Genomic DNA, 26,816 nt, shown 5'->3' with positions numbered 1-26,816 from the left:
CATCAAATATGCCAAAGGGCGGATTTAGTAATGAAAAAACGGGAACGTGTGAAAAGAAAAGATAACGTAGTATTTTTTCCCGGCATTGAAAAAAGGTTAACAGACAAAGGCTTAGAGAGTCTGCACAATAAAAGATTTTCCGAAGCTATCGACCTTCTGGAAGAGGCCAGGGAGCATGATCCAGATAATGATGAGATTTTAATTGGATTGGTCATGGCTTATTTTGAAGCTTCCGCCTTTCAGAAAGCAAAGGTACTGGCCAAGGAGATGCTTCATAAAGGTGTCGGCGACTATTTTCAAATGGTTGATTTATATTTGACGGTATTGATTCAGCTGCATGAATATCAAGAAATTATCACTACCATCGAGGCGCTGCTGGATGAAAAGGAAGTACCGCCCGAGAAGTATGATCATTTCTTAACGATTCTGCAATTCAGCCGTAAAATGGCGTTGAATCATCCCCCTGAAATGCCAGGATCAATGGAAGAAGAGGATAAGGACCAGAAGCTGGAGCTTTTTTCACTGAGCACACTTAATGAACAAATGTTATTGGTTTCAAGTCTGGCTGAGAAAAATATTCGTCCTTATCTGGAGGAAATAGAAGAATATTTAAAAGCGGAAGCCGGGCATCCATTTCTTAAATCGATTCTTTTAACCCTGTTGAAGGAACAGGAAATCGATCGCCCAATCATCATCCAAAAACTTGCAATGGAAAGTACGGTCGTACCTGCTGGGCTCCCAGAAGTAGGGATGCAGCCGAAAATGCTGGAAGTGAAAGCGGCATTAGAAAAACGATTTGAAAGCTCGAATCCGGTCCTCTATGAAAATATTACCTCATTAGTCGAGCGCATTTTCTTCATTAGTTATCCAATGGACTTGGAGCCTAGAAGCGCTAATGCCTGGGCCGCTGCCGTTCATTTATTGGCAGAGGAATACCACGGAATGCAATCGGATATCACTGAATTAGCCATTGAGTATGGGGTAGAGTCTAAAGAAATAGAGCTAGCGATCCGTCAAATTGACCATATTGAGAAAATTTCTTACCCGAATCTATAGCCTGGGCTGTTGAAAGAAACAAATCCTATGGTATAATGTAGGGGTTGCATTGTGTAAAAAAGTATATTTTACATTAAAAATTGGGACATGACTTGGTGGACAAGACATATGCCTGAACTTAATTCGTAACGAATGTAATGAGAATAGATGTTGGAGGGAAAAAGTATGACTGCTAAATGGGAAAAGTTAGAAGGAAGCCGCGGCGTTCTTACAGTTGAAGTTAGCGCTGAAAAAGTTAACAAAGGCTTAGATGCGGCATTCCAAAAAGTTGTTAAACAAGTAAATGTACCAGGCTTCCGTAAAGGGAAAATGCCTCGTGGTATGTTTGAAAAGCGTTTCGGTGTAGAATCACTTTATCAAGATGCACTTGATGTTCTACTTCCAGAAGCATATGGCGAAGCAATCGAAGAAACAGGTATCGAGCCTGTGGATCGTCCGGAAATCGACATTGAGCAAATGGAAAAAGGCAAAGAGTTAATTTTCAAAGCAACTGTAACTGTTAAGCCTGAAGTTAAATTAGGCGAGTATAAAGGTCTTGAAGTTGAAGAACAAGATACTGCTGTTACTGATGAAGATGTTCAAAAAGAACTTGAAACACTTCAAAGCCGTCAAGCAGAGCTTGTGGTTAAAGAAGAAGGAACAGCTGAAAACGGCGATACAGTTGTTATTGACTTTGAAGGCTTCGTTGATGGTGAAGCATTTGAAGGCGGTAAAGCTGAAAACTATTCATTAGAGCTTGGTTCTAACTCTTTCATCCCTGGCTTTGAAGAACAGCTTGTAGGTGTTGCTGCAGGCGGCTCTAAAGACGTTGAAGTAACTTTCCCTGAAGAGTATCATGCTGCTGAGCTTGCAGGCAAACCAGCAACTTTCAAGGTTACAGTTCATGAAATCAAAGCAAAGGAACTTCCTGCATTAGATGACGAGTTTGCAAAAGATGTGGATGACGAAGTTGAAACATTAGATGCATTAAAAGAAAAAATCAAAACTCGCCTAGAAGACAGCAAGAAGCATGAAGCAGAGCATCAACTAAGAGATTCTCTTGTGGAACAAGCTGCTGACAATGCAGAAGTTGAAATTCCAGAAGTAATGATTGAGAACGAAGTAAACCGCATGATGCAAGAATTCGAACAACGCTTACAAATGCAAGGTATGAACCTTGAGCTATACTTCCAATTCTCTGGTCAGGACGAGAAAGCTCTTCGTGAACAAATGCAAGAGGAAGCTGGCAAGCGTGTGAAAATCAACTTAACATTAGAAGCAATTGCGAAGGCAGAAAACATCGAAGCAACTGACGAAGATGTGAATGCTGAGCTTGAAAAAATGGCTGGAATGTACAACATGACTGCTGACAACATTAAAGCTGCTCTGGGTGGAGTTGAAGGCATCAAAGGTGACCTGCAACTTCAAAAAGCAGTAGAATTTCTTATCGAAAATAAGAAATAATTTTTAGATTCCCACAGGGCACGATTTTTAGTCGTGCCTTGTTTTATACATTTTTTCAATTACATATTATAATTAGATCAGGGAACATTTTTAACAATAGGCAGGAATAATGTAAGATCAGGGCGAATTAATAATTCCAAGAAATTAAAGATTTATTTTTAAAAATTATGGCTATGATTAATGAGTACATTATTTTTTAAATCGCGTTATCACAAACAGGAAAAACATATAACGATAAAGCTTTTTATTTCCAGTCTATTGTCTAAATGTGATACAATGCAAAATACATACTATTCAAGAAATAATAATGTTTGTGAGAACCGCGACTTATAATAATGGGATTTTACGTTTCAAGGGGTGAAAGGTTTGTTTAAATTTAATGATGAAAAAGGACAATTAAAATGTTCGTTCTGTGGTAAAACCCAGGATCAAGTCCGTAAATTAGTAGCGGGACCTGGTGTTTATATATGTGACGAATGTATCGAGCTTTGCACAGAAATCGTTGAGGAAGAGCTTGGCTCAGAAGAAGAAGTTGAGTTTAAAGATGTTCCAAAGCCAAAGGAGATTTGCGAAATCCTCGATGAATATGTAATCGGCCAGGATAAAGCAAAAAAGGCGCTTTCCGTTGCTGTTTACAATCATTACAAACGCATCAATTCCAACAGCAAAATTGATGATGTAGAGCTTTCAAAAAGTAATATCTGTATGATTGGACCTACAGGAAGCGGTAAAACGCTATTAGCCCAGACTTTGGCACGGATTCTAAATGTTCCTTTTGCCATTGCGGATGCCACATCCCTTACAGAGGCCGGCTACGTAGGCGAAGACGTAGAAAATATTTTATTAAAATTAATTCAAGCTGCTGATTACGACGTGGAAAAGGCGGAAAAAGGGATTATTTATATTGATGAAATTGATAAAATTGCCCGTAAATCCGAGAATCCATCGATCACACGAGATGTTTCCGGTGAAGGCGTTCAGCAGGCATTATTGAAAATTCTAGAAGGTACGGTTGCCAGTGTTCCGCCTCAAGGCGGCAGAAAGCATCCGCATCAGGAATTTATCCAAATTGATACAACCAATATCTTATTTATTTGCGGCGGCGCATTCGACGGGATTGAGCCAATTATCAAACGTCGATTAGGCCAGAAGGTCATCGGTTTTGGTTCCGAGTCAAAGCAAACAGAAATTTCTTCAAAAGAACTGCTTTCTAAAGTGCTTCCTGAAGATTTATTACGCTTTGGATTAATTCCAGAATTTATTGGTCGTCTTCCGGTCATTGCCAGCTTAGAGCAATTAGATGAAGCTGCATTGATAGAAATTTTAACGAAGCCGAAAAATGCGCTAGTTAAGCAATATCAAAAAATGCTCGAAATTGATGATGTTGAGCTTGAATTTGAAGAAGGCGCACTTAATGAAATTGCCAAAAAAGCAATTGAACGTAAAACAGGTGCCCGTGGTTTACGCTCAATCATTGAAGGCATCATGCTTGATGTGATGTTTGATCTGCCATCCCGTGATGATATTACAAAATGTATTATCACGAAGGAAACAGTTGAAAATAACAGCGTTCCAAAGCTTATCTTAGAAGACGGAACGGTCATTGTTGAAGAAAAATCAGCTTAATTGTTATGAAAGACTCGGTAAAGTTTGCCGGGTCTTTTAATTTTTTTGTTTATTCCACCAACCTGCAGGAAATACTTATTATTATCAATTGAGTAATTTGGTGCAGGAGGAATAGAGATGAGTTGGACGGGGATTGCCTTATTTATACAGCTTTTTTTTGGTATTATTATCGGACTATACTTTTGGAACCTGTTAAAAAATCAGCGGACGCAAAAGGTTTCGATTGACCGGGAATCACGAAAAGAAATGGAACAATTACGGAAGATGAGGTCTATTTCCTTAACAGAACCTCTTTCTGAAAAAGTAAGACCTACAAGTTTTCAAGATATTGTCGGGCAAGAAGATGGGATTAAATCATTGAAGGCGGCCTTATGCGGACCGAATCCACAGCATGTTATTATTTACGGACCGCCAGGAGTTGGAAAAACTGCTGCAGCCAGATTAGTATTAGAAGAAGCAAAAAAGAATGCGAAATCACCTTTTAAACGAGAATCAGTGTTTATCGAGTTAGATGCGACAACAGCGCGGTTTGATGAGCGGGGAATCGCTGATCCGTTAATCGGCTCCGTGCATGACCCGATTTATCAAGGAGCAGGTGCGATGGGACAGGCCGGGATTCCGCAGCCGAAGCAAGGAGCAGTAACAAATGCCCATGGCGGCGTACTATTTATCGATGAAATTGGAGAACTGCACCCAATTCAAATGAACAAGCTGTTAAAGGTTTTGGAAGATCGGAAAGTATATTTAGAAAGTGCGTACTATCATGAAGAAAACACGCAAATTCCAACGCATATCCATGATATTTTTAAAAATGGTCTGCCGGCTGACTTCCGTTTAATTGGCGCCACAACGCGAACCCCGAGTGAAATACCGCCGGCGATTCGCTCACGCTGTATGGAGGTATTCTTCCGGGATTTAACACAGGAGGAAATCGTCAAAGTTGCGAAAAAAGCGGCAGCAAAGGTGAAAATGGATATTAATGAATCTGGTGTACACACGCTTTCTACATATGCTAGAAATGGCCGTGAAACGGTGAATATGATTCAAATTGCCGCAGGACTGGCGATTACCGAAGATCGTAATTTTATCAAAGATGAAGATATTGAATGGGTCATCCATTCCAGCCAGATGACCCCGCGCATGGAGCGGATGATTAACGAAAATGCACAAATTGGTCTCGTTAATGGACTGGCAGTTTATGGACCGAATTCAGGGGCATTGCTTGAAATAGAAGTAACCGTCATTCCGGCAAAGGAAAAGGGCACGATTAACATTACCGGGATCGTGGAAGAAGAAAGCATTGGCGGCCAGGGGAAATCAATTCGCCGCAAGAGTATGGCCCGCGGCTCGATTGAAAATGTTATTACTGTTTTACGCTCAATGGGTGTACCGGCAAATGACTATGATATTCATGTGAATTTCCCTGGCGGCATTCCAATAGACGGACCATCTGCCGGGATTGCCATGGCGACAGGAATATATTCTGCCATTTATAAAATCCCAATCGACAATACGGTTGCGATGACAGGTGAAATCAGCATTCACGGAAATGTGAAGCCAATAGGCGGAGTGTATCCGAAGGTGAAAGCGGCAAAGAAAGCCGGAGCCAAAACCGTTATTATTCCGGAAGAAAATATGCAAAACATTTTAAATGAAATCGAAGGGATAAATATCGTCCCAGTCACAAATTTGCGTGAAGTATTTGAAATCGCCCTAGTAAACGGCATGGGCCAGCGAAATGTCATACCTGCATCAATCGAACTGACGAAAAAGGAATCGATTTAAAAATAAAGACATTGTTACTTTTCGACCCTTTTAATGGAGCGGAAAGCGAAGCGCCTGAAGCTGAAATCAACAAGAAATTTTATAGAAGAAAAAAACTTCGGTTTGGAAGTAAAACAAACCGGAGTTTTTATTTTTAAACAGGGGAAAATAAAGTTATCGCGCAATAACTAAGCTAAGTTAAAATTAGACACTAAAAAACAAATAAGATAGAATTGTACAAAGACTATATTTACTGGAGGTGCAGTACTTTGACGAATATGAACGAAATGAACGTCCCCCTCCTGCCGCTTCGAGGCTTGCTTGTTTATCCAACAATGGTCCTACATCTAGATGTCGGACGTGATCGGTCAGTACAAGCACTTGAAAAAGCAATGGTAGATGACCATTTAATCTTTCTAACCACGCAAAAGGATGTCTCCATCGATGACCCTTCGGAGGAGGACATCTACAGCTATGGCACTTTAACAAAGGTAAAGCAAATGTTAAAGCTGCCAAATGGAACCATTCGGGTATTAGTAGAGGGACTCAAACGGGCGAAAATCATTTCTTTTTTTGATGAAGAGGATTATTATTCCGTCGAGATCTCGACATACGAAGATCCTGTAACAAAGGATCCCGAAGATCAAGCATTAATGAGAACGATGCTGGATTATTTCGAGCAATACATAAAATTATCAAAGAAAATTTCCGCTGAAACTTTTGCTTCTGTTGCTGATATAGAAGAACCAGGAAGAATGGCGGATATCATCGCCTCCCACTTGCCAATCAAGCTGAAGGAAAAGCAGGAAATATTAGAAACAATCGATACAAAAGAAAGAATGAATTATGTCATTAATATCATTCATAATGAAAAAGAAGTTCTCAATCTCGAAAAGAAAATTGGTCAGCGGGTAAAGCGTTCAATGGAAAGAACGCAAAAAGAATATTATTTGCGCGAACAAATGAAGGCGATTCAAAAAGAATTGGGCGATAAAGAAGGCAAAACAGGTGAAATTGCCGACCTGACGAAGAAAATTGACCAAGCTGGCATGCCGGAGCATGTTCACCAAGCAGCCATGAAGGAGCTTGACCGCTACGAAAAGGTACCATCCAGTTCAGCGGAAAGCGCCGTCATCCGCAATTATATCGAATGGCTGATTTCCCTGCCATGGTCTAAAAAGACGAAGGACGATATTAATATCGCGCGGGCAGAAAAGATCTTAAATGCAGATCACTACGGTCTTGAAAAAGTAAAGGAGCGTGTCCTAGAATATTTGGCTGTTCAAAAGCTGACAAATTCATTAAAGGGCCCGATTCTCTGTCTTGTTGGACCTCCAGGTGTTGGTAAAACCAGCCTTGCCCGGTCTATTGCGACCTCATTGAACCGTAATTTTGTCCGTATATCTTTAGGCGGTGTCCGCGATGAATCAGAAATTCGCGGGCATAGAAGAACATATGTCGGGGCGATGCCAGGACGAATCATCCAAGGGATGAAGAAGGCAGGCACCATTAACCCGGTATTTTTACTTGACGAGATTGATAAAATGTCCAGTGACTTCCGCGGCGACCCTTCAGCAGCGCTGCTTGAGGTATTGGACCCAGAACAAAACCATAATTTCAGCGACCACTACATCGAAGAAACCTATGACCTATCTAAGGTTATGTTTATTGCCACTGCGAATAATTTGGCAACCATTCCAGGACCGCTGTTAGATCGTATGGAAATTATCTCAATCGCCGGGTATACCGAGCTTGAGAAGGTTCATATCACCCGCGATCACTTGCTGCCAAAGCAAATCAAGGAAAACGGACTTTCTAAAAGCACGCTGCAAGTCCGCGATGATGCCATTTTAAAAACTGTCCGCTATTATACCAGGGAAGCCGGAGTCCGCAGTCTTGAGCGGCAAATGGCAACAATTTGCCGGAAAACAGCGAAAATCATTGTTTCCGGTGAGAAAAAACGCGTTGTAGTGACAGAAAAAACGGTGGAAGAATTTTTAGGAAAACCAAAATTCCGTTACGGCCAGGCAGAAACCGAGGATCAAGTAGGCGTTGCAACCGGTCTTGCTTACACAACGGTCGGCGGCGATACGCTGCAAATCGAAGTGTCGCTTGCGCCAGGTAAAGGTAAGCTTGTTTTAACCGGTAAATTGGGCGATGTGATGAAGGAATCCGCTCAAGCAGCGTTCAGCTATGTTCGCTCAAAGGCAAAAGAATTAGGAATCGAAGAAGATTTTCATGAGAAATATGATATCCATATCCATGTGCCTGAAGGGGCAGTGCCTAAAGATGGCCCATCAGCAGGGATTACCATGGCAACGGCACTTGTTTCAGCGTTAACCGGAAAGCCGATTCGCCGCGAGGTAGGAATGACCGGGGAAATTACCTTACGGGGACGAGTACTGCCGATTGGCGGGTTAAAAGAAAAAACTCTAAGTGCCCACCGTGCCGGCCTTACGAAAGTAATTTTACCGAAAGATAATGAAGTCGATATTGAAGATATTCCGGAAAGTGTCCGCAATGAATTGGAATTTGTTCCGGTATCGCATGTGGATGAAGTATTGAAACATGCTTTATTAGAAGGAGAAGCTAGATGAAGGTAACAAGTTCAGATATTGTAATTAGTGCGGTAAAACCGGAGCAGTACCCGGATGTCGATTTACCGGAATTTGCTCTTGCCGGCCGCTCGAACGTGGGTAAGTCGTCTTTTATCAATAAAATGTTAAATCGTAAAGGGCTTGCGAGGATCTCCTCCAAGCCTGGAAAAACACAAACATTGAATTTTTTCCTGATTAACGAAATTCTGCATTTCGTCGATGTTCCCGGATACGGCTATGCCAAGGTTTCAAAGACAGAGCGTGCCGCTTGGGGTAGGATGATTGAAACGTACTTCACGACCCGCGAGCAGCTACGGGCTGTTGTGTTGATTGTTGATTTACGCCATCCGCCGACGGAAGACGATGTAATGATGTATAATTTTCTAAAGCATTATGAAATCCCCTGCATCGTGATTGCAACAAAGGCCGACAAAATTCCAAAAGGCAAATGGCAAAAGCACTTAAAAGTAACCAGACAGACGCTAAACCTCGAGGAAGGCGACCACATGGTCATTTTTTCCTCCGAAACAGGAGAAGGAAAAGACAAAGCATGGGCCCTTCTTGAAAGTTATATGTAAGATTATTCTAAAGGGTGTCAGGCATCATGTGAATTTTTCACATGGTGCCTGACACCCTTGTTTTTGGTTATTTTTTGCGTTTTAAGAGAAAATAGATACCAATAACGATTAGTAGTGCGGGCCAAAATTTCCAAATAAAGCTGAAGCCGCTTTGGAGTAAACCAAAATAGCCGGCAATTTGATCATAAAACAGCAGCAATACCGATATGATGAGAAAGAGGAATGCTTGAAACAAGCCGGTGTTTGTTTTTTGGAAGCGCATAAAGAAACCAATCGAAATAATTAAGATCAGCATCCCGATATGATTATGCGGCCAGAAGTCGACTCGGCCGACGAGCTGAAAATGGAGCCCAAAGCCGAACATAATAATTCCAGGCAGAATCGCTTCCGCATCCTTTGCCCAAAAACCTTGGCCTAAGAAGGCAACACCGACAATCATGATTAACGTCGGCCATGTCGAATATTCTAGAAAAAACGAAATACCTGTTTGCTGCAATAAAAAGTAGGCGCCAAAGCCAATTAAGATAATTCCAGGAAAAATGCGTTGGTTTTTCATCGTAAACACCACTTCCAGTAAGGTTCACTTGAATCCTGTCGAATTTTTTGGTACTGTACATAGGGAGATAAAATATATAACAGGTTCTATTCAATTTCCTATATTATCATATAGTTCATTTTATGTTCACATTTTTCGCTAAGAAAGCGAAAAAAGACATGATATAATCAGACTAGTTATTACTGTCATCATTTTTGGGGGTGTCTTTCGACATATGCATATTTTAGTGATCGGCCTTAACTATAAAACTGCCCCTGTAGAAATCCGTGAGCGGTTGACATTCAATGAAACCGATCTTGTGGATGCCATGAAACAATTAAAAACGAAAAAAAGCATCCTGGAAAATGTCATCTTATCAACTTGTAATCGAACGGAAATTTACGCTGTAGTTGATCAATTACACACAGGCCGCTACTACATTAAAGAGTTCTTAGCGAACTGGTTTGGAATGGAGCAGGCGGAATTCTCGCCGTTCTTATTCATTTATGAAGAAGACGGTGCTGTGGAACATTTATTTAACGTAACCTGCGGGCTCAACTCTATGGTCTTAGGGGAAACCCAAATTCTTGGACAGGTCCGCAATAGCTTCATGAATGCGCAAGAACAGGGAACGACCGGTTCCGTGTTCAATCATTTGTTTAAACAAGCGGTTACCTTGGCGAAAAAAGCCCATTCAGATACCGAAATTGGCGCGAATGCTGTTTCTGTCAGCTATGCTGCTGTTGAGTTGGCAAAGAAAATCTTTGGTTCCCTTGCCAATAAGCATGTCCTCATTTTTGGCGCCGGGAAAATGGGAGAATTAGCTGCCCAGAATTTGCATGGTAATGGTGTGAAAAAAGTAACGGTGATTAACCGTACTTACGATAAAGCAAAAGATCTCGCCAGCCGCTTCAGCGGTGAAGCTAAATCAATCGATGAGCTTCAGAAATCACTGATTGAGGCTGATATTCTGATCAGTTCAACTGGAGCTAAAGACTTTGTCATTACAAAAGACATGATGGCACGTGTGGAAAAGAAGCGGAAGGGTAAACCATTATTCATGGTCGATATTGCCGTGCCGCGTGACCTTGACCCGCAAATTTCCGAACTGGAAAATGTCTTTTTATATGATATCGACGACCTGGAGGGTATTGTCGAAGCGAACTTGAAGGAGCGCCAAAGGGCTGCTGAAAAAATCATGCTGATGATTGAAAAAGAAATCGTGGACTTTAAGCAGTGGCTCGGCATGCTTGGTGTCATTCCTGTCATTTCGGCGCTAAGAGAAAAAGCACTGGCCATCCAGGCAGAAACGATGGAAAGTTTGGAGCGCAAGCTGCCAAACCTATCGGATCGCGATAAAAAAGTATTAAGCAAACACACGAAAAGCATTATCAATCAAATGTTAAAAGATCCGATCTTACAAGCGAAGGAACTGGCGGCAAGACCTGACCGGGAACAGGCAATGGATTTCTTTATGAAAATCTTTAATATTGAAGAGCTTGTAAATGAACAACAGTCGAATTCAGCCGAAATGAATAAACGGCCGGTAACAGAAGCGCAGGCTTCCTTTCAGTCATAAGGGGGCCATCCGCTATGCTTAGCGTCTTTATGACGAGAGTTCATGAGGTGACAGTTGTTCTATATGCCTTCAGTGTGCTGCTATATTTTTTCGATTTTATTCATCATAACCGGAAGGCAAATCGGATTGCCTTCTGGTTACTTGCATTTGTATGGGTTTTGCAGACGGTTTTCCTTATTCTTTATATGAAAGAAACAGGAAGGTTCCCAGTTTTAACGATTTTCGAGGGGCTTTATTTTTATGCCTGGGTATTAATCACATTGTCACTTGGAATAAATCGATTATTACGGGTCGATTTTATCGTTTTTTTTACGAATATTCTTGGTTTTATTGTCATGGCCATCCATACATTCGCACCGATGCAATATCAATCCCATGTCATGGCCCAGAAGCTGGTATCGGAATTGCTGTTAATTCATATAACGATGGCGATTCTCTCATACGGGGCTTTTTCCTTGTCGTTTGTCTTTTCAGTCTTATATCTGCTCCAATACGATTTATTGAAAAGGAAAAAATGGGGAACAAGACTTTTACGGATTGCCGATTTGGAGAAACTAGAAAGATTATCATACATATTAGCGATCATCGGTGTTCCAATGCTTTTGTTAAGTTTAATCCTAGGTCTGCAGTGGGCATTCTTGAAGCTCCCCGGCATGCCTTGGTATGATGCGAAAATTATCGGTTCGTTTATATTACTAACCGCCTATAGTATCTTTTTATATTTACGGACAGTGAGGAACGTATACGGGAAAAAGCTTGCCTTATGGAATGTGGCATCTTTCCTGATTGTATTAATTAACTTTTTCTTATTCGGGCAATTATCATCCTTTCATTTATGGTACTCATAACTTTAGGAGGCAGTCATGCGAAAAATTATTGTAGGTTCTAGACGCAGCAAACTAGCATTAACACAAACCAACTGGGTGGTCGACCAGTTGAAAAAAATTAATCCAAGCTTGGAATTCGAGGTAAAGGAAATCGTTACAAAGGGCGATAAAATCTTAGATGTAACCCTTTCAAAAGTCGGCGGCAAAGGCCTATTTGTCAAAGAAATCGAACAGGCGATGCTGGATAAAGAAATCGATATGGCAGTTCACAGCATGAAGGATATGCCGGCCGTATTGCCAGAGGGCTTAACAATCGGCTGTGTGCCTTTCCGTGAAGACCATCGTGATGCTTTGATTTCAAAAGGACATATCAAATTAGCAGACCTGAAGCCGGGAGCAATCATCGGTACCAGCAGTCTCCGCCGCAGCGCCCAGCTGCTGGCAAAACGTCCGGATCTTGAAATTAAATGGATTCGAGGCAATGTTGATACGAGATTAGCAAAATTAGAAACAGAAGAATACGATGCCATTATTTTAGCAGCGGCAGGTCTTTCCCGCCTTGGCTGGGCATCCGATGTTGTTACAGAGTTTCTAGATGCAGATGTGTGTATTCCTGCCGTAGGTCAAGGGGCTTTATCAATCGAGTGCCGTGCAGACGACAAGGAGCTTCTCGAGTTATTTGAGAAATTCACATGTAAGAAAACAGATAGAGCCGTCAGGGCAGAGCGAGCTTTCCTGCAAAAAATGGAGGGCGGCTGCCAGGTGCCGATTGCCGGCTTTGCACAAGTAGAAGATAACGACGAAATTGTCTTAAATGTATTAGTCGGTACACCAGAAGGCCAAGAAATTTTTAAAGAAGAAGTAAGAGGACAGAACCCAGAAGAGCTCGGTATTAAAGCTGCTGATATCTTGATCGAAAAAGGAGCGAAAGACCTAATCGATCGAGTTAAGCGGGAGCTCGAGGGGAAATGATTGAGGTTCCCCCTTTATTTAACAAAAAAGTTCTCGTTCCAAGAGGAAAGGATCAGGCAAAATCTTTCTCTAAGCTTGTTAGGGAATACGGAGGGATTCCAGTTGAAGTCCCTCTGATTGCCTTCCGTCCGATTGAAAAAAATCACTGCCTTGAGCAATGTTTATCGAGGCTGGGTACATATGATTGGCTTATTTTTACTAGTAATGTGACGGTTGAAACGTTTTTTTCGTTTGTTGAAGCTGGGGCCGGGGATGGTTCCGATTTTGGAACCAATGTCGGAAATAGGCTGCCGAAAATTGCGGTTATTGGAAAACGGACGGAAGCCGTGTTAAAGGAAAAAGGGATTCCGGTCGAATTTGTGCCCTCGGTATACGTTGCAGAGGCATTTGTTGAGGAATTCTTGCCGTTTGTTCAAAAGGGTTCACGGGTATTAATCCCAAAAGGGAATCTTGCACGCGATTATATCGCTTCTTCATTGGCTGAGGCTGGGGCCAAGGTCGATGAGGTTGTTATTTATGAAAACTACCTGCCGGAAGAAAGCCGGGGGAAGCTGGCGGAGATGCTTGGCAGCGGGCTGCTGGATATCTTGCCATTTACAAGCCCTTCAACCGTGGACCATTTGATGGCTGTAGTTCAGGAATATGGTCTTGCTGAACGGCTTAACAGGTGCATCATCGGCTGCATCGGCCCAATCACCGAGAAGCGCCTGCGAGAATATGGCCTGCCGATTCATGCCTCACCAGAGGAATATACGGTGAGGGAGATGATGAAGAGTTTGGTAAGGTTTTTGGGGGAAGAACAGAGTTAAATTTCTATTGAGTCCTATGGATCGAGGTTTCATTGCCCGAAAACAGGAAAAAGCAACATCCACCGTCAGGAGCAAAATTAAGTACTCTAAACTTGGACAAAAAATCTACAGAAATCCGTCATATAAGTAAGCTAAAACCTTTTAATATACAATGTTAAATCACCTTGGAGGTATGTAAAAAAATGGAACTTCAATTTTCACGTCATCGCCGCCTGCGGTCAAGTGCCAGCATGCGCGCTCTTGTTAGAGAGAATCACTTAAGAGCGGAAGATTTTATTTACCCGTTGTTTATTTATGAAGGCGAAAACATTCGGAAAGAAGTATCATCTATGCCTGGAGTTTTCCAAGTATCCATGGATCATCTACATGCAGAAATGGAAGACATCGCTGCCCACGGAATTAAAGCTGTACTGTTATTCGGTATCCCTGCAACAAAAGATGAGTGCGGCGGACAGGCTTACCATGACCATGGGATCGTCCAAGAAGCAATCCGCTATATTAAAAAACACTTCCCTGAAATTCTTGTTGTTGCTGACACATGCTTATGTGAATACACAAGCCACGGTCATTGCGGCGTTGTGGAAGGGGAGAAAGTTTTAAACGACGAATCACTTGAATTACTTGTTAAAACAGCTATCAGCCAGGCTCAAGCAGGCGCAGATATCATCGCTCCTTCCAACATGATGGACGGCTTTGTTGCCGCTATCCGTGAAGGCTTGGATGAAGCTGGTTTTACCGAAATTCCAATCATGTCATACGCTGTTAAGTACGCTTCAGCATTCTACGGTCCGTTCCGTGAAGCAGCAGAAGGCGCACCGCAGTTCGGCGACCGCAAGACCTATCAAATGGACCCTGCTAACCGCATCGAAGCATTCAGAGAGGCAGAATCCGATGTCGCAGAAGGCGCAGACTTCCTGATTGTGAAGCCGGGTATGCCATACCTTGATATCGTTCGTGATGTTAAAAATAACTTCAGCCTGCCAGTAGTAATCTACAATGTCAGCGGTGAATATTCGATGGTTAAAGCGGCTGCCCAAAACGGCTGGATTGATGAAAAAAGCACGGTTCTTGAAATGCTTGTAGGCATGAAGCGCGCCGGTGCCGATCTCATTATTACGTATCATGCAAAAGACGCCATTCGCTGGTTAAAAGAACAATAATTTCTGAAATGAGGGAATAGGATGCGTTCGTATACAAAATCTATTGAAGCATTTAAAGAAGCCCAAAAATTAATGCCAGGCGGGGTAAACAGCCCGGTCCGTGCCTTTAAATCGGTGAATATGGATCCGATTTTCATGGAACGGGGAAAAGGCTCGAAAATTTATGATATTGATGGCAATGAATATATCGACTACGTTCTTTCATGGGGCCCGCTGATTCTCGGCCACTCCAATGATCAAGTTGTTGAAGCATTGAAAAAGACTGCTGAGCAGGGAACAAGCTTCGGTGCTCCAACATTATCGGAAAACAAATTAGCTAAACTTGTCCAGGACCGTGTACCTTCAATTGAAATTATCAGAATGGTCAATTCTGGAACGGAAGCAACAATGAGTGCCCTTCGTTTAGCGCGGGGCTACACTGGCCGCAATAAGATTTTAAAATTTGAAGGCTGTTACCATGGCCATGGTGATTCCTTATTGATTAAAGCTGGTTCTGGTGTCGCAACACTCGGTTTACCTGACAGCCCTGGTGTTCCTGAAGGCGTTGCTTCCAATACGATTACAGTGCAATACAATGACCTTGAAGGCGTTAAATATGCGTTTGAGCAATTTGGTGAAGATATTGCATGTATTATTGTTGAACCAGTAGCTGGAAACATGGGTCTTGTACCGCCGCTACCAGGTTTCTTACAAGGATTACGTGACATTACGACCGAATACGGGGCATTGTTGATTTTTGATGAAGTCATGACAGGTTTCCGAGTCGGCTATAACTGTGCTCAAGGCTACTTCGGCATCACACCTGACCTAACCTGCTTAGGAAAAGTAATCGGCGGCGGGCTTCCTGTAGGAGCTTACGGTGGTAAAGCGGAAATTATGGAAAAAATCGCACCAAGCGGTCCAATCTACCAAGCTGGTACCTTGTCCGGTAACCCGCTTGCGATGACTGCTGGTTATGAAACATTAAGCCAGCTGACACCGTCTCACTATGAAGAATTTGTCCGTAAGGGTGACATGCTTGAAAAAGGCTACAAGGCTGCAGCTGAAAAGTATGATATTCCAATTACCTTTAACCGCGCCGGCTCGATGATTGGTTTCTTCTTCACTAACGAAGATGTCATCAACTATGAAAAAGCCAAAACATCGAATCTGGAATTCTTTGCAGAGTACTACCGTCAAATGGCGGATCAAGGCGTATTTCTGCCGCCTTCCCAATTTGAAGGATTGTTCCTATCAACAGAGCACTCTGATGAGGATATTGAAAAAACAATTAAAGCGGCAGAAGCTGCGTTTTCGAAGCTCAAATAATTGTTGTTATGATAAAGCACTCGCCATGTTTGGCGGGTGTTTTTATATGTTTTTTTATATGTTCTGCGAAATAAACTTTGAAAAGGGCCAAATTCTTTTCAAAATCGGCGAAATAAAATCAGAAATCCGCGAAATCCTTCTCAGAATCCGCGAAATAAACTCAAAAATCCGCGAAATCAAACTCTCCAAAATTCCATACACCCACACAGTCCGGAAAGAAAAACGCATTTCTTCAATTCTTTTCCTATCAAGTTATCATAAATAAAAATAACTTTTCATAAAGTGTAAGTGACATGGTGATTTTTGCGTGAAGGAAAAGAAAGGAGGAGTCGCTTTGTCCCAGGAGAATCAATCGTCACTAAGATTTTCCTTGGAGGAGTCTTTGTGGTTTCGAAAAGGACAGGAAGTCGAGGAGCTACTGTCCATTTCACTCGACCCGGACATTACAATCCAGGAAAATGATCAGTACGTAACCATACGAGGTTCGCTGGAACTTACCGGCGAATATAAAAGTTGTGAAGTAAGCAATGAAAGCCAGGATGAAGGTTACACCTCTCACAAATTCGTTGAGACGGTGGAGGAGCGAGAGGAAGGAAATTGCGAATTTTCTCATCGATTCCCAGTGGATATTACAATCCCAAATAACCGGATTCAAAGTATTTATGATATCGACGTCCTCGTGGAATCGTTTGACTATTCCATCCCGGAACGCAGCTGTTTGAAGCTGTCAGCAGAATTAACCATCAGCGGTCTTTACGGAACTGAACAGCAGATGGAACAGCAGCAACAGGAGGAACAAGAACTTGAGCTGCTACATCGTAGTCATGCCGTTCAGGAAGAAGAAATTGAGGAGCAGCCTGCAATCCCAAGTCATTATGCAAATAATTTCTTATTTGAGACAGAAGCAAAAAAACAGCAGGAGGAAGAGCCAGAGGTCGCATTTCCCAAATTTCCAACCTTCAACTATCAACCGGAGGAGCAAGAGGAAGAAGAACAAGAACAGGACCAGTCATCGTGGCAATTCCAGGAGTATAATCCGTCTGCAAGTCAGTCTTCATGGCCATACCAGGAAGCGAGAAGTGAAGATAATCATCCTGTAGAGGTTGAGGTCGAAGTAGAAGAAGAAATCGTTATCGAGAACGAACATTACGAAGAGGAAAGTTCGTCATCCTCACCTGAAGAGCCTAAACAGAAGAAGAAGTTATTCTCAAAAAGTAAAACGATGACTTTGACTGAATTCTTTGCCCGCAAGGATGAGAGTACTGCACAGGTAAAACTAAAGATGTGCATCGTTCAAAAAGGGGATACGGTCGACAGTCTTGCCGAGCGCTATGATGTATCCGTCCATAACCTGCTTCGCGTAAACAATTTAGAACTCAATCAGGACGTATACGAGGGGCAAGTGTTATACGTTCCGGCAACACTGGCGAAAAAATAATTTTTCACAAAAGAGAGCGAGCGGGTTAAAAACGGCCTGCTCTGCTTCTTTTTTCATTAACTAACCAAGGTCCACCCTATTTAGATTTTCAAAGAGAGAGTTGAGTTCATATGAATGACTCGAATTGGCTTGAAACAATCGGTCCTATACTCAAGCATTATCAGATTGAACCACAATTTGTTGAGGACTACGGCAGCATTCAGAAGATTTATTCAAACAAAGGCACGTTTGCTTTGAAAAAAATCTCCCCTGCGAATGGGACAGATTTCATTCGCCACGTGCATTTTTTATATCAAAAAGGGTTTAACCGAATTGTTCCGATATATCCGACGATGGACGGACGGTATGCGGTTTTACATGGTCAATACCTTTATTACCTGATGCCATGGATGACCAATGATAACCGCGATCCCCAAAGTCATCAGCTGTTTAGGGAGCTGGCGCGGCTCCACACACTTTCTGCAAAAGAAATCACGATCAACAAGGAAGAACGTATCGAACATTATGAAAAGACGATACAGCAGCTGGATAAGCATCAGGAGTTTCTCGACGGCTTTATCGATGTATGCGAAAGGCAGGCGTATATGTCGCCATTCGAATTACTATTTTGCTTGTATTACAATGAGATCAGCCAGGCATTGCGCTTTTCAAAGGCAAAATTTGAAGAATGGTATGAAAGCACAAAGGAGAACGAAAAAGCCCGTATGGTGGTGACCCATGGGAAGCTATCACCTGACCATTTTCTATTTGATGAAAGAGGCTACGGCTACTTTATCAACTTTGAAAATGCCACTTACGGTTCACCGATCCATGACTTGCTGCCGTTTATCTCCCGGACGTTAAACAGCGGGCCGAAGCGCAGCGATGAATCGGTTGATCTGGTCTATCATTATTTCAAATATTTTCCTTTTAAAGATGAGGAAAAGCTATTATTCTACAGCTATTTAGCCTACCCTATTCCCATCATCCAAACGGTGGAAAAATATTATCGTAAGCAGCGTCCGAAAAATGAATTTAAATATGTAAAGCAGCTGCAACAGCGCTATTGGCATTTGAAAAATACCGAGTATGTCGTCATGCGGATGACGGAAATTGAAGCACAGCAACAGGCCAAAGAAGCTGCAGCCGAGCAAGCAAAAGAAGGAGCCCAAGAGCAGTAATAAACCTGCAAGAGGGCTCCTTAAATTATTTCAGACCAAATGGCAACTGCAATCACGATAAAAAGGGCTAATAATAAGACATCAAAAACGGTCGGAAGAAAGAGTGTTCGGATGAACTGGAAAATGATAAAGGGAACGATTAGTTGCCCGCTCCATTTGCGAAACGTTTGAAACCAGGGACGGTATTTATACTTCTGAAAATTCCTCACCGGAAAACCTCCCCTTTCCCAAATTTTACATTTAGTTTATGTATATTCCCAACTTGTGTGAATTCCCCAAAAACTTCACAAAAGAAACCCTCAATTTATCAAAAATTCAGATTGAATTGTTAGTCAGGAAATGGAATAATTGGTATGTCTAAAGAAGTAGGTATAAAGGAGTATAAAATTATGTACTGGTTTATTGTGCTGTTTCCGCTTTTAATATACCCTTGGGGCATCGATCCATATTACACAACGACGAAAGCAAATTATTTATATTTGTTTGTATTAGGCTATTGGCTGTTCATCTTTTTCAGAAAGAAGCAACGTACGCTGATTCCAGAAAAAGGGGAGAAAACACCTTTTGCTTTATTAATCATATTTTTATGTTTAATTGAAATTTCCACTGCTTTTTCAAACTATACATATACCTCTGTCCACGGTACCATTGATCGGAAAGAGGGGTTAATCACGTTTTTTTCATATTGCAGTATGTTCCTTTTTTCCTACCGGCTCCTGGATATAAGGAAAGTTACTAAACTAATCTCAGGGGCAGCAATCGTCTCCGCCATAGTCTCGATTTATGCTATATTACAGCATTATTCTTTAGATTTTCTGCCAAGAAATAGTGCAATGCGTAATTATTCCGGCACTTATACATTTTTTGATAATCCAAACTTTTTCGGGTCTTATCTCGTATTAAGCTTCCTAATATCATTGACAGTTTACTTAACAGTCAATAAAAAGAATGTAAACATCTTTTATTTTCTAACGCTTTGTTTGACATTTATTGCTTTGTTGTTTTCAAATACCAGAAGTGCCTATTTGGGCATATTTTGCGGAACAGTCTTTTTAACAGTTTTTGTTGTATATAAAAGAAAACATCTTTGGAAAAAATGGTCTTTGCTAGCGGTATCGTTATTATTAATAGCTGTTATTATCAATTTTTCTGAAAAAGGCCACTATTTTAACAGGGCAAGTACGATTTTGTCGGAGTCATATCAAGTGGTAACGAATCAAAGTACTGGCTATGAAGGGTCTTCAAGGCTGTTTATTTGGAAAAAATCATTGCCGCTTGTAAAGGATTTTTTCTGGATAGGATCCGGACCGGATACATTTGAATTTATTTTCCCAGCAACACCCGAGGAACGCCAAATATATTTGGGAGATGCTAATATTATCGTTGATAAAGCGCATAACGAGTATTTACAAATAGCTGTTACATTAGGGACACCGGCACTTTTGGTTTATTTATTGTTCGTGTTTTCGATTTTAAGCAAGGCTTTCCAAGCGGTAAAAAGAGCAGCAGACAAAGAAAAAGTAATCCTGCTTGGTCTAATATCAGTAGTCATTGGATATTTAATTCAAGCATTCTTTAATATAAGCACCGTCCCTGTTGCTCCTATTTTCTGGGCGCTTCTAGGAATTACTTTGGCAAAGTCAGAATCGCTTCTTAGAAAGAATACACTTCCTGTTACACATATTGAAAAGTCTATTAGTGCTTAATAAAATAGTCCAGGCAGTTTCTAATTTTTCTTCATATGGTATAGAATAAAAAAAATTGGCAATCATGATTGACGTAATCCATTCTTTTGGATAGTATAACAATATAAAAATGAAAACAAAGCTGTGACAGGGAAGAGTACGATGCCAGCCTGCTTTAAGAGAGGGAAATCATTAGCTGAAAGATTTCCTAAGAGGTACATCGGAAGGTCGCCCAAGAGCTTCTTCTGCGAAATAGGCCACAAATGCCTTATTAGTAGAAGACGGATGAAATCCGTTATCCGATGAAGTGCCAATCATCTGTTTGATTGGAAAAAAGGTGGTACCGCGAAGCAAACTCCATTCGTCCTTTTATGACGAATGGGGTTTTTTATATTTTTACGGTACTTTTATAAATATAAAGGAGGCAAATCAAATGGAAACACAGGAATTAACAATGCCTACCAAATACGATCCGCAAAGTATTGAAAAAGGTCGTTATGAATGGTGGCTCAAAGGTCAATTTTTTGAAGCGAAAGACGATGAGGGCAAGCAGCCATATACCATTGTCATCCCGCCGCCAAACGTTACAGGTAAGCTTCATTTAGGTCATGCATGGGATACAACTCTGCAAGATATTCTTACCCGTATGAAGCGGATGCAGGGATATGATGTGCTTTGGCTCCCTGGTATGGACCATGCTGGGATTGCAACACAGGCAAAGGTTGAACAAAAACTCCGCAGTGAAGGGAAAAGCCGCTATGACCTTGGCAGGGAGAAATTTGTTGAGGAAACATGGAAGTGGAAAGAGGAGTATGCTTCTCATATCCGCGACCAGTGGGCAAAATTAGGATTAGGTCTTGATTATTCACGCGAACGTTTCACGCTGGATGAGGGCTTATCGAAGGCCGTTCGTGAAGTATTCGTTACGTTATACAACAAGGGCTTAATTTATCGCGGCGAATACATCATTAACTGGGATCCGTCCACCAAAACGGCATTATCTGATATTGAAGTTATTTATAAGGATGTTCAAGGTGCTTTCTATCATATGCGCTATCCATTAGCGGATGGTTCAGGACATATTGAAATCGCAACTACACGTCCGGAAACAATGTTAGGAGACACAGCAGTAGCCGTTCACCCAGAGGATGACCGCTACAAGCACCTAATCGGGAAAACCGTGATCCTGCCGATTACCGGCCGGGAAATACCGATTGTTGGCGATGACTATGTAGATATGGAATTTGGCTCCGGGGCAGTAAAAATCACACCTGCACACGACCCTAACGACTTTGAAATTGGCAATCGTCATAATCTTGAGCGTATCCTTGTGATGAATGAAGATGGCACTATGAATGAAAAGGCCGGAAAATATCAAGGCATGGATCGTTTCGAGTGCCGAAAGCAAATCGTTAAAGATCTGCAAGAGCAAGGCGTTCTATTTAAAATTGAAGACCACCTGCACTCTGTTGGTCACTCTGAGCGCAGCGGTGCCGTTGTAGAGCCATATTTATCAACACAATGGTTCGTTAAAATGCAGCCGCTCGCAGATGCAGCGATTGAACTTCAGAAAAAAGAAGATAAAGTTCACTTCGTTCCAGAGCGTTTCGAGAAAACGTACCTTCACTGGATGGAAAACATCCGCGACTGGTGTATCTCAAGACAGCTATGGTGGGGCCACCGAATTCCGGCATGGTACCATAAAGAAACGGGCGAAGTGTATGTTGGTCATGAAGCGCCGGCTGACATTGAAAACTGGGAGCAGGACAAAGATGTTTTAGATACCTGGTTCAGCTCAGCACTATGGCCATTCTCAACAATGGGCTGGCCTGACAAAGAGGCGGCTGATTTCAAACGCTACTTCCCAACAGGTGCTTTAGTAACTGGTTACGACATCATCTTCTTCTGGGTATCAAGAATGATTTTCCAAAGTGTTGAGTTTACCGGCGAGCGTCCATTTAAAGATGTTCTCATTCATGGATTAGTTCGTGATGAACAGGGACGGAAGATGAGTAAATCCCTTGGCAACGGTGTTGACCCAATGGATGTGATTGACAAATACGGCGCGGATGCACTGCGTTACTTCCTATCTACTGGAACATCACCAGGCCAAGATTTACGCTACAGCACTGAAAAGGTAGAAGCAGTTTGGAACTTCGCCAATAAGATTTGGAACGCTTCCCGCTTTGCCTTAATGAATATGAACGGGTTAACATATGAGGAAATTGATTTCAGTGGTGACAAATCAGTAGCTGACAATTGGATCCTGACTCGCTTGAATGAAACCATTGATCATGTGACAAAGCTCTCTGAGCGCTACGAATTTGGTGAAGTTGGCCGTGCGTTATACAACTTCATATGGGATGATTTCTGTGATTGGTATATTGAAATGGCGAAGCTTCCTCTTTATGGTGAGGATGAAGCAGCTAAGAAAACAACACGTTCCATCTTAGCCTATGTACTTGATCAAACCATGCGTCTATTGCATCCATTCATGCCATTTATAACCGAAGAAATTTGGCAAAACCTTCCGCACTCCGGTGAATCCATCACAACCGCGACGTGGCCTGAAGTTAAACCAGAGCTATCTGATGAAAAAGCAGCACAAGAAATGAAGCTATTGGTAGAAATGATTCGCTCTGTACGTAATATTCGTGCTGAAGTGAATACACCGTTAAGCAAAAAAATCAAAATGCTTGTAAAAGCCAAGGATGAAACCATCCTGAAATCAATTGAGAAAAACCGTGCTTATATCGAGCGATTCTGTAATCCTGAAACATTGCAAATGGGAACAGACATTGAAATCCCTGAAAAGGCAATGACTGCGGTGATCACAGGTGTGGAAATCATCCTGCCGCTTGAAGGGTTAATCAATATTGATGAAGAAATTGCCCGTCTTCAAAAAGAATTCGAGAAGTTAAACAAGGAAGTAGAACGGGTTCAAAAGAAATTAGGCAATGAAGGCTTTGTGAAGAAGGCACCTGAAAAGGTTATTGCTGAAGAACGAGCAAAAGAGAAAGACTATCTGGAAAAAAGAAATATTGTGGAAGCCCGTATTAAGGAATTAAGAGGCTAATAAATGGTGAGACGAATTCTAAACTAGGATTCGTCTCGCCTTCATTTTATTAAATAAATTGGGGTGTCAAGAATGTTTACTACCTATAACGAAGCCCTAGAGTGGATTCATGGAAGACTAAGGCTGGGCATTAAACCGGGATTAAAACGCATGGAATGGATGTTGGAGAAGCTGGACCATCCGGAAGGGAAGATCAATGCAGTCCATATAGGCGGAACGAATGGTAAGGGATCGACCGTAACATTTCTCCGCTCCATTCTGCAGGAAGCTGGATATAAAGTTGGAACGTTCACCTCTCCATATATTGAACATTTTAACGAACGCATTAGTATCAATGGAAAGCCAATCAGCGACCAGGATTTGCTGGACCTGACCAATTTAATCGTCCCGCTTGCTGATGAACTGGAAGAAACAGAGCTTGGCGGACCATCTGAGTTTGAAGTGATTACAGCAATGTCTTTTTATTATTTTGCTAATAACCCGGAAGTGGATATCGTCCTATATGAGGTGGGACTGGGCGGCCGTTTTGATTCTACTAATGTCATTAAACCTTTGACATCCATTATCACCAATATTGGTCTTGATCACACCAGTATCCTAGGTGATACATACGAAAAGATTGCCTTTGAGAAAGCCGGAATCATTAAAGAGGGAACACCAATTTTTACCGCGGTTAAACATCCGGGAGCGATGAAGGTAATTGAAGAACAAGCTGATAAAATGAAAGCACCTTTATATAGCTTAGGTAAGGAATTTAACATCGGCGGTCATCATTCTGTTTCAAAAGGGGAAGTCTTTACCCTGCAAACGGAAGAAAAAACTTTAGAAAAGCTTGAAATCAGCATGATCGGGCAGCACCAGACTGAAAATGCATCGTTAGCTGTATGTGCAGCTCAATTTTTAAATAAGAAGGGCTTATTCAACATTTTCGAGCAAGCCATTCGAACCGGCTTGAAGCAAGCATACTGGCCGGGAAGATTTGAAATTCTCTCCGAAAGCCCGCTTGTTATCATCGATGGGGCTCATAATGATGAGGGAATCACTACATTAGTGAATGAATTATCGTCTAGGTTTAAAGACAAGAACATACATATTGTCTTTGCGGCATTAAAGGATAAAAAATACGACAAAATGATTGGCAAACTTGACAAAGTGGCAAGTCAAATTTCGTTCGTGAATTTTGATTTTCCACGTGCTGCGGATGCGAAAGATTTTCTGAAAATCAGCCAATGTGCAAATAAAGTGGCCGTTGATGATTGGAAGTCCTATCTTGGTGAAGAAATTCAGAATCTTCAAGGCAACAGCATGTTAGTGGTTACGGGTTCTCTTTATTTTATCTCTGAGGTAAAACCAATTTTATGTCATTTTTTGAAAAATAAGACGATTTCTTTGTGACAAGCTTCTCAAAATTTGGTAAAATAGTCTTATCTATAATTACTCATATTTAGAGAGGAGGGGACCCTGTAGATGGAAACTACACCACAAATAAAAAAAGCGATTTTTTTGTTGTGGATCTTATTGGTTCCAGCAGGTTTATGGTTTACATATAAAATCACCCCTCCTCATCATCCAGGCAGCTGGACTGCTTTGTCAGGCTTTTTGCTGTTAACATTAGTGGTTGCGGCAATGCCTATTGTCATCAACAAAATGTTCATTTTCTTAATCCAGTGGGTCGCGCTTGCAACCTTTTTACAATTTGGATTATTTGTAGAAATCATTTTTGCTCAAGCCGCCGTCATAGTATTACTCTTACGTTCAAAGGTGTTTGGTAAGGATCAATTATTCCGCTACCCACTAAATCTATATATGATCTTTATCGTTTCGTTCCTTAGCGGTGTAGTTTATTATGCACTTGGCGGGGACGTTATGCCCAAACTAGCAGGGAATCCTGATGCAGTATGGCTTGTAGTGCTCTATGCTTTTATGATTTATGCCTTAAACCAGGTCATTGTCTCGATGCATTTGCACTTTATTTATAAAGAGCCTTTTTTGGGGAAGGATTTATTTGTTGAAACAATTGCTACAATCATAACATTCCCAATTGGTATTGTGCTGTACATATTATATAGGGAGGTTGGAATAATAGCCCTTCTTTTAGTTGGGGGCCCTTTTATCAGTGTATCGGTCTTTTTCAATCTTTATTATTCGAGTCAAAAGGTCAATGAATATTTGCAAAAGGCTGCGGAAATCGGCCATAAAATGGCCGCGCATCTGAATGTGGACGATGTTATTAATCTATTCATTCAAAAACTTTCTGAAACGTTCCCTGTAGATTATGCCTATATTTTAGAAGTTTCCGAGGATCAGCTTAAATTGATCCGCAGGATGGAAATGGGAAAGGCACTATCAAATGATATGAGGCTATTACGGAAAAATGAAGGCGTCAGCGGTTTAGCTTGGACAAACTGCAAACCTTACCTTTTTTCAAAAAGAAAGGAATGGCATCAATATACGAACGGCTATATTCCAGAGGATGCAGAAAGCATATTAAGCATGCCTATCGAAAGAAGTAATAACCTAATTGGGGTGCTTGTTCTTGCCTCAAAAGAAAAACATGCCTATGAGAAATACCAGTTAATGATCTTAGAAATTCTTTGTTCGTACTTTGCTGTGGCAATGGAAAATGCCAAACATTACGAGCAAACCAAAATACAAAGTGAACGCTGCTCGTTAACGAAATTATATAATTATCGTCATTTCGAAAGCTTGTTAACGAAGGAATTTGAATTGTTGATGCGCTTTGAGCGTAGCCAGCTGTCCTTAATTATTCTGGATATTGATCATTTTAAAGCGGTTAATGATACATACGGTCATCAAAGCGGTAATGAAATTCTATATGAATTAGCCGGCAGGATCAAACAATTGGTAGGAGACCGTGGAACAGTGGCGCGTTATGGCGGAGAGGAATTTGTCATACTCTTGCCTGATTCCGCAAAAGAAAATGCATACGAAATAGCTGAGCAAATTAGGCAAACAATTGATAAGTGGCCATTTACACTTCACCAGTCTTTGGACCATACACAACAGCAGGTTAATATTACAGTATCGATTGGAGTTGCAACCGCACCTGAGAACGCGGAGGATGCGCTGGCGTTGGTCCGACATGCTGATAGGGCACTTTATGTGGGAGCGAAGAGAGCTGGACGGAACCGGGTGGCGGAGTATTCGTCTTGTTAAAAAAAGTGTGATTGTAGTATAGCAAC

General features: G+C 41.6%; 20 protein-coding genes and 1 other annotated feature. Of the genes, 18 read left to right on the top strand and 2 right to left on the bottom strand.

Annotation, left to right across the window (positions count from 1 at the left end):
- The first annotated feature begins 30 nt into the window (after window positions 1-30).
- The 6 genes from A6749_RS05170 (at window position 31) to yihA (ending at window position 9,064) form a co-directional block, all read left to right on the top strand.
- Window positions 31-1,056, top strand: coding sequence for a tetratricopeptide repeat protein (locus A6749_RS05170; RefSeq protein WP_066385992.1), 1,026 nt, complete (start codon window positions 31-33; stop codon window positions 1,054-1,056).
- A 165-nt stretch (window positions 1,057-1,221) separates the two neighbouring features.
- Window positions 1,222-2,499 (top strand): trigger factor, encoded by a 1,278-nt coding sequence (gene tig / locus A6749_RS05165; RefSeq protein WP_066385991.1) that lies wholly within the window; start codon window positions 1,222-1,224, stop codon window positions 2,497-2,499.
- 366 nt (window positions 2,500-2,865) lie between these two features.
- Window positions 2,866-4,125, top strand: coding sequence for an ATP-dependent protease ATP-binding subunit ClpX (gene clpX, locus A6749_RS05160; RefSeq protein ID WP_066385990.1), 1,260 nt, complete (start codon window positions 2,866-2,868; stop codon window positions 4,123-4,125).
- Window positions 4,126-4,242: 117 nt separating this feature from the next.
- Window positions 4,243-5,910 carry an ATP-dependent protease LonB gene (gene lonB / locus A6749_RS05155; protein WP_066385989.1) on the top strand — a complete coding sequence of 556 codons (1,668 nt, stop codon included), beginning with the start codon at window positions 4,243-4,245 and terminating at the stop codon, window positions 5,908-5,910.
- Window positions 5,911-6,167: 257 nt separating this feature from the next.
- On the top strand, window positions 6,168-8,486 hold the full coding sequence (lon, locus tag A6749_RS05150) for an endopeptidase La (RefSeq protein WP_066400814.1): 2,319 nt from the start codon (window positions 6,168-6,170) through the stop codon (window positions 8,484-8,486).
- The gene (gene yihA, locus A6749_RS05145; protein WP_066385988.1) at window positions 8,483-9,064 is read left to right on the top strand and encodes a ribosome biogenesis GTP-binding protein YihA/YsxC; all 582 of its coding nucleotides are present in this window, start codon (window positions 8,483-8,485) and stop codon (window positions 9,062-9,064) included. The genes lon and yihA overlap by 4 nt, the downstream gene beginning before the upstream one ends.
- Before the next feature lie 67 nt (window positions 9,065-9,131).
- Here the strand turns inward: yihA and A6749_RS05140 are convergent, their stop codons facing one another.
- On the bottom strand, window positions 9,132-9,620 hold the full coding sequence (locus A6749_RS05140; protein WP_066385987.1) for a LiaF transmembrane domain-containing protein: 489 nt from the start codon (window positions 9,618-9,620) through the stop codon (window positions 9,132-9,134).
- 214 nt (window positions 9,621-9,834) lie between these two features.
- On the opposite strand from A6749_RS05140, the gene hemA reads away from it, so the two are divergent.
- From hemA to ysxE, 8 genes are all read left to right on the top strand, one after another.
- Complete coding sequence (hemA, locus tag A6749_RS05135) at window positions 9,835-11,178, top strand: glutamyl-tRNA reductase (RefSeq protein WP_066385986.1); 1,344 nt, start codon at window positions 9,835-9,837, stop codon at window positions 11,176-11,178.
- A gap of 14 nt (window positions 11,179-11,192) precedes the next feature.
- Window positions 11,193-12,026, top strand: coding sequence for a cytochrome C assembly family protein (locus tag A6749_RS05130; RefSeq protein WP_066385985.1), 834 nt, complete (start codon window positions 11,193-11,195; stop codon window positions 12,024-12,026).
- 15 nt (window positions 12,027-12,041) lie between these two features.
- Window positions 12,042-12,977, top strand: coding sequence for a hydroxymethylbilane synthase (gene hemC, locus A6749_RS05125; RefSeq protein ID WP_066385984.1), 936 nt, complete (start codon window positions 12,042-12,044; stop codon window positions 12,975-12,977).
- Window positions 12,974-13,786 (top strand): uroporphyrinogen-III synthase, encoded by an 813-nt coding sequence (locus A6749_RS05120; protein WP_066385983.1) that lies wholly within the window; start codon window positions 12,974-12,976, stop codon window positions 13,784-13,786. The genes hemC and A6749_RS05120 overlap by 4 nt, the downstream gene beginning before the upstream one ends.
- A 182-nt stretch (window positions 13,787-13,968) precedes the next feature.
- Window positions 13,969-14,946 carry a porphobilinogen synthase gene (gene hemB / locus A6749_RS05115; protein ID WP_066385982.1) on the top strand — a complete coding sequence of 326 codons (978 nt, stop codon included), beginning with the start codon at window positions 13,969-13,971 and terminating at the stop codon, window positions 14,944-14,946.
- Window positions 14,947-14,967: 21 nt separating this feature from the next.
- Window positions 14,968-16,254, top strand: coding sequence for a glutamate-1-semialdehyde 2,1-aminomutase (hemL, locus tag A6749_RS05110; protein WP_066385981.1), 1,287 nt, complete (start codon window positions 14,968-14,970; stop codon window positions 16,252-16,254).
- 334 nt (window positions 16,255-16,588) lie between these two features.
- A complete protein-coding gene (gene spoVID, locus A6749_RS05100; RefSeq protein WP_066385979.1) occupies window positions 16,589-17,692 on the top strand; it encodes a stage VI sporulation protein D in 1,104 nt (367 codons plus the stop codon).
- A gap of 110 nt (window positions 17,693-17,802) precedes the next feature.
- Complete coding sequence (ysxE, locus tag A6749_RS05095) at window positions 17,803-18,852, top strand: spore coat protein YsxE (RefSeq protein WP_066385978.1); 1,050 nt, start codon at window positions 17,803-17,805, stop codon at window positions 18,850-18,852.
- A 20-nt stretch (window positions 18,853-18,872) separates the two neighbouring features.
- On the opposite strand, the gene A6749_RS05090 is transcribed toward ysxE, so the two are convergent.
- A complete protein-coding gene (locus tag A6749_RS05090; protein ID WP_066385977.1) occupies window positions 18,873-19,061 on the bottom strand; it encodes a hypothetical protein in 189 nt (62 codons plus the stop codon).
- Window positions 19,062-19,241: 180 nt separating this feature from the next.
- Here A6749_RS05090 and A6749_RS05085 point away from each other — a divergent pair, with 180 nt between their 5' ends.
- The 4 genes from A6749_RS05085 (at window position 19,242) to A6749_RS05070 (ending at window position 26,790) form a co-directional block, all read left to right on the top strand.
- The gene (locus tag A6749_RS05085) at window positions 19,242-20,558 is read left to right on the top strand and encodes an O-antigen ligase family protein (protein WP_066385976.1); all 1,317 of its coding nucleotides are present in this window, start codon (window positions 19,242-19,244) and stop codon (window positions 20,556-20,558) included.
- A 114-nt stretch (window positions 20,559-20,672) separates the two neighbouring features.
- Window positions 20,673-20,909 (top strand) — a binding site (T-box leader).
- Between the two features lie 61 nt (window positions 20,910-20,970).
- Window positions 20,971-23,613, top strand: a complete 2,643-nt coding sequence (locus A6749_RS05080) for a valine--tRNA ligase (protein ID WP_066385975.1) — start codon at window positions 20,971-20,973, stop codon at window positions 23,611-23,613.
- 72 nt (window positions 23,614-23,685) lie between these two features.
- Window positions 23,686-25,008 (top strand): bifunctional folylpolyglutamate synthase/dihydrofolate synthase, encoded by a 1,323-nt coding sequence (locus A6749_RS05075; protein WP_066385974.1) that lies wholly within the window; start codon window positions 23,686-23,688, stop codon window positions 25,006-25,008.
- Window positions 25,009-25,080: 72 nt separating this feature from the next.
- Window positions 25,081-26,790 (top strand): sensor domain-containing diguanylate cyclase, encoded by a 1,710-nt coding sequence (locus tag A6749_RS05070; RefSeq protein WP_084797640.1) that lies wholly within the window; start codon window positions 25,081-25,083, stop codon window positions 26,788-26,790.
- Window positions 26,791-26,816 lie beyond the last annotated feature (26 nt).

This window comes from Neobacillus mesonae, assembly GCF_001636315.1.
In the GTDB taxonomy this organism is placed as follows: Bacteria; Bacillota; Bacilli; order Bacillales; family Cytobacillaceae; genus Neobacillus; species Neobacillus mesonae.
This window is presented reverse-complemented; position numbering and strand designations above follow the sequence as displayed.